Origin of the sequence: Streptomyces albidus (ex Kaewkla and Franco 2022) (assembly GCF_013870515.1) — a bacterium.
Classification (GTDB): domain Bacteria; phylum Actinomycetota; class Actinomycetes; order Streptomycetales; family Streptomycetaceae; genus Streptomyces; species Streptomyces albidus.
Window position 1 is genome coordinate 1 of record NZ_JACBXA010000387.1, and the last position, 3,728, is coordinate 3,728.

Genomic DNA, 3,728 nt, shown 5'->3' on the forward strand with positions numbered 1-3,728 from the left:
GCCCCGGGTCTCCTCCGGTCCGTAGCGCGGCGGAGGCCCGTACGAACCGTTCTGCGGCTGGTCGCTCATGCGCTGCCTCCTGCGAACGGCGGGAGAACCTCGACCGTGCCGCCATCCCGCAGCTCCACCGCGTCGTGTGCGCGCTTGCCGACCGGCTTACCGTCCACGAGGAAGGAGCAGCGCAGCAGCACGCGCGCGAAGTCCGCACGTTCCGTGTGCCGTTCACGTGCGCTGTCGAGGGCGTCGGCGAGGGTCCTGGCCTCGTACCGCTCCTCGGCGATCCCGGAGGCGGCCTTGGCCGCCGCCCAGTAACGGATGGTGCCACTCGCCATCGTGGGTCCCGTCTCTCAGCCGGTCTGTGTTGCGCGACCCATCATGCCGGGCGTTCGGCGGCACTCGGCCACCGTGCGGTGATCCATGTGCCGATCCGGCGCAGCAATTCGGGCTCGGCGGCGTTCTCGGCGTGGCCGAGGCCGGGCACCACCCACAGCTCGCTGCAGTCGGGATCTGCCGCCTCGGCGAGGGATTGCGGGTGGTCGAGCGGGAAGTACGGGTCCTGGTCGCCGTGCACGACCAGCAGGGGCGTCGGTGCGAGGGCCGACGCCGCGGCCACGGGGGAGAGCGGCACGGGGTCCCAGTCGTGGGGGTGGATACGCGTGCGCAGCCCGTACCGGGAGACGAGCCGCCCCACCGGGCGCTGGATGACCCAGTGCAGCCTTCGCATGGGTGCTGTGCCGCGGTAGTACCAGCGGGCGGGTGCGCTGACGGCCACGATGGTGTCCGAGTGCGCGTGCTCGACGGTGTCCGAGTGCGCGTACGCGTCGGGCAGCTCTCCAGGTACCTGGGCGCTGGGCGCGAGTCCGGAGGAGGCGACGGTGACTGGGAGTGCGCCCGGGCGCCCTTCGTGCGCCTCTGTGGGCGCGAGGTCGCCGGTGCCGGTTGTATACGGGCGGTACAGAGCGCCGTGACGTACGACGACCGAGCCGCCCATGGAGAAGCCGACCGTCGCGACGTGCTCATGGCCCATCGAGCGTGCCCAGCCGACCGCCGCAGCCAGGTCGAGCACTTCGCGGTCGCCGACTGTGGAGTGGCCCCCGGAGTTGCCGTGGCCGCGGAAGGAGAAGGTGATCACCGCTCCGTACTGCGCGAACACCTGCGCCGCCCGGCGCAGGGCCGGCCGGTTCACCGAGCCGCTGAAGCCGTGCGCGAGGACGATCGCACCGGGTGCACGGCCGTCGCCTCTGCTCCCGCGGGCGCCTGCATACGGCTCGTATGCAGCCTCGATACGGACACCGTCCCGAGCCCGCAGGACCGTCCGCCGAGGCGTGGCCGGCTGGACGTGCCTTTCGTCCTCGGTTTCACTCTCGGTGCCCGTCGCAGCCTCGGAGCGAGCGAACTCACACTCCGCTTCTTCGTGCATGTCCGCTATTCTGCTCCCAGTGAAGGATCCGGGCAGCGACGCCCCCGGGTCCTTTTGTGCTTTCAGGAGCGCATCCGTACGAAGCAGTGCCGTGCCGTACCGATGTCCCCACAGGGACTGAGGAAGGACCTGACGTGAGTTCGCTACTCCTGCTGACGAACGCCCTCCAGCCCTCGACCGAAGTTCTGCCCGCCCTCGGACTGCTGCTCCACAACGTGCGTGTGGCACCTGCCGAGGGTGCTGCCCTCGTGGACACCCCGGGCGCCGACGTGATCCTTGTCGACGGGCGGCGTGATCTGCCGCAGGTGCGCTCTCTGTGCCAGCTGCTCAACTCGACGGGACCCGGCTGTCCGGTCCTGCTCATCGTCACCGAGGGCGGGCTCGCGGCAGTGACCGCCGACTGGGGCGTCGACGACGTGCTGCTGGAGAGCGCCGGCCCCGCGGAGGTGGAGGCGCGGCTGCGACTCGCGACCGGACGGCAGCAGATGGGGGCGGCCGAGACCCCCACGGAGATCCGCAACGGCGACCTGTCCGTCGACGAGGCCACCTACAGCGCGAAGTTGAAGGGACGGGTCCTGGATCTGACCTTCAAGGAGTTCGAGCTGCTGAAGTACCTGGCACAGCACCCCGGACGCGTCTTCACTCGCGCCCAGCTGCTCCAGGAGGTCTGGGGCTACGACTACTTCGGCGGCACAAGGACCGTGGACGTGCACGTGCGGCGGCTGCGCGCGAAGCTCGGCCCCGAGCACGAGTCGCTGATCGGCACCGTGCGCAACGTCGGTTATCGCTTCGTCTCGCCGGAGAAGGGCGAGAAGTCGGCCGAGGAGAAGAAGGCCGAGGCCGACGCCCGTGCCGTCACCGACGCAGCCACCCGTGTCGCCCGTGAGGCGGCGGCTGGGGGAGCAGCCGGGAACGGGTCGTACGGGCGCGGTCCGGGAGCCGTGGACGGCGCTGCTCGGGGCGGTCGGACAGCCAACCCCTGACGCCCCGCAGACGGCGGATGCTTCCCGCGTAGACTGCGCGGGTGGCCAGGGTGACGCGGGACGATGTGGCAAGGCTGGCGGGTACTTCGACCGCGGTCGTCAGCTATGTGATCAACAACGGGCCGCGGCCCGTCGCACCGGCCACGCGCGAGCGCGTGCTCGCGGCGATCAAGGAGCTGGGCTATCGCCCGGACCGGGTCGCGCAGGCGATGGCCTCGCGCCGTACGGACTTGATAGGCCTCATCGTTCCGGACGCCCGGCAGCCCTTCTTCGCGGAGCTGGCGCACGCCGTCGAACAGGCGGCGGCCGAGCGCGGAAAGATGGTGCTGGTCGGCAACTCCGACTACCTCGACGAGCGCGAGGTGCACTATCTGCGGGCGTTCCTGGGGATGCGCGTCTCCGGCCTGATCCTCATCAGCCAGGGGCCGAGTGAGCACGCAGCCGTCGAGATAGACGCCTGGGACGCCCGCGTCGTGCTGCTGCACCGGCGTCCGGAGGCGATCGACGACGTGGCCGTGGTGTTGGACGACGTCGGCGGCGCCCAGTTGGCCACGCGGCACCTGCTGGAGCACGGGCACGAATTCGTCGCCTGCCTCGGCGGCATCGACTCCACGCCGGAGTCCGGTGACCCGGTGACCGACCACGTGGAGGGCTGGTCCCGGGCGATGAAGGAGGCGGGGCGCTCGGTTGAGGGGCAGCTCTTCCAGGCTCCGTACAACCGCTACGACACGTACAAGCTCGCGTTGGAGCTGCTGCGGCGTCCGGACCGTCCTTCGGCTGTCTTCTGCTCCACGGACGACCAGGCGTTCGGCGTGATGCGTGCCGCCCGTGAGCTGGGCATGGACGTGCCGCAGGACCTGGCGGTGGCCGGCTTCGACGACGTGAAGGAGGCCGGGCTCACCGACCCGCCCCTCACGACGGTCGGTTCGGACCGCGAAGGCATGGCGAAGGCGGCCGTGGACCTGGTGCTCGACGACTCCCTGCGGGTGGCGGGCTCCGGGGGGCAGCGGCTGCGGCAGTTCCCGGCCGGGCTGGTCGTGCGGCGTTCGTGCGGCTGCGGCTCACCCCCGCAGCGCTGACCGCGGGCCCCCACCTCCGCGCGAAGATCTTCGGGGGTTCTCAGAGGCGTCTCAGCTTCTTCTCATGGAGCGGAGTCACCGTGAGGGCATGAGCGAACACCAGGCGTCTTCCTCCGGGTCCCATTCGTCTTCCACTTCCTCATCCTTCGCCGCAGCTTCCTCGCCGCCCTCCGGCAACGCTGCGGTTCCTCCTGGTTCCTCCCTCGGCCCCCCTCCCGGCTCTCCTCCGGTGTTCGCCTCCGACGG

Annotated in this window: 4 protein-coding genes; 2 read left to right on the plus strand and 2 right to left on the minus strand. The window is 70.8% G+C overall.

Going from position 1 to position 3,728, the window contains the following annotated elements; translation table 11 throughout:
• Window positions 1-65: 65 nt before the first annotated feature.
• On the minus strand, window positions 66-332 hold the full coding sequence (locus H5J26_RS29325; RefSeq protein WP_181768993.1) for a MoaD/ThiS family protein: 267 nt from the start codon (window positions 330-332) through the stop codon (window positions 66-68).
• A 41-nt stretch (window positions 333-373) separates the two neighbouring features.
• Window positions 374-1,420: an alpha/beta fold hydrolase gene (locus H5J26_RS29330; RefSeq protein WP_181768994.1), complete on the minus strand. Its 1,047-nt coding sequence runs from the start codon at window positions 1,418-1,420 to the stop codon at window positions 374-376.
• A 134-nt stretch (window positions 1,421-1,554) separates the two neighbouring features.
• Here H5J26_RS29330 and H5J26_RS29335 point away from each other — a divergent pair, with 134 nt between their 5' ends.
• Window positions 1,555-2,403: a response regulator transcription factor gene (locus tag H5J26_RS29335; RefSeq protein WP_309238108.1), complete on the plus strand. Its 849-nt coding sequence runs from the start codon at window positions 1,555-1,557 to the stop codon at window positions 2,401-2,403.
• A 41-nt stretch (window positions 2,404-2,444) separates the two neighbouring features.
• On the plus strand, window positions 2,445-3,482 hold the full coding sequence (locus H5J26_RS29340; RefSeq protein WP_181768995.1) for a LacI family DNA-binding transcriptional regulator: 1,038 nt from the start codon (window positions 2,445-2,447) through the stop codon (window positions 3,480-3,482).
• The last annotated feature ends 246 nt before the right edge of the window (window positions 3,483-3,728 follow it).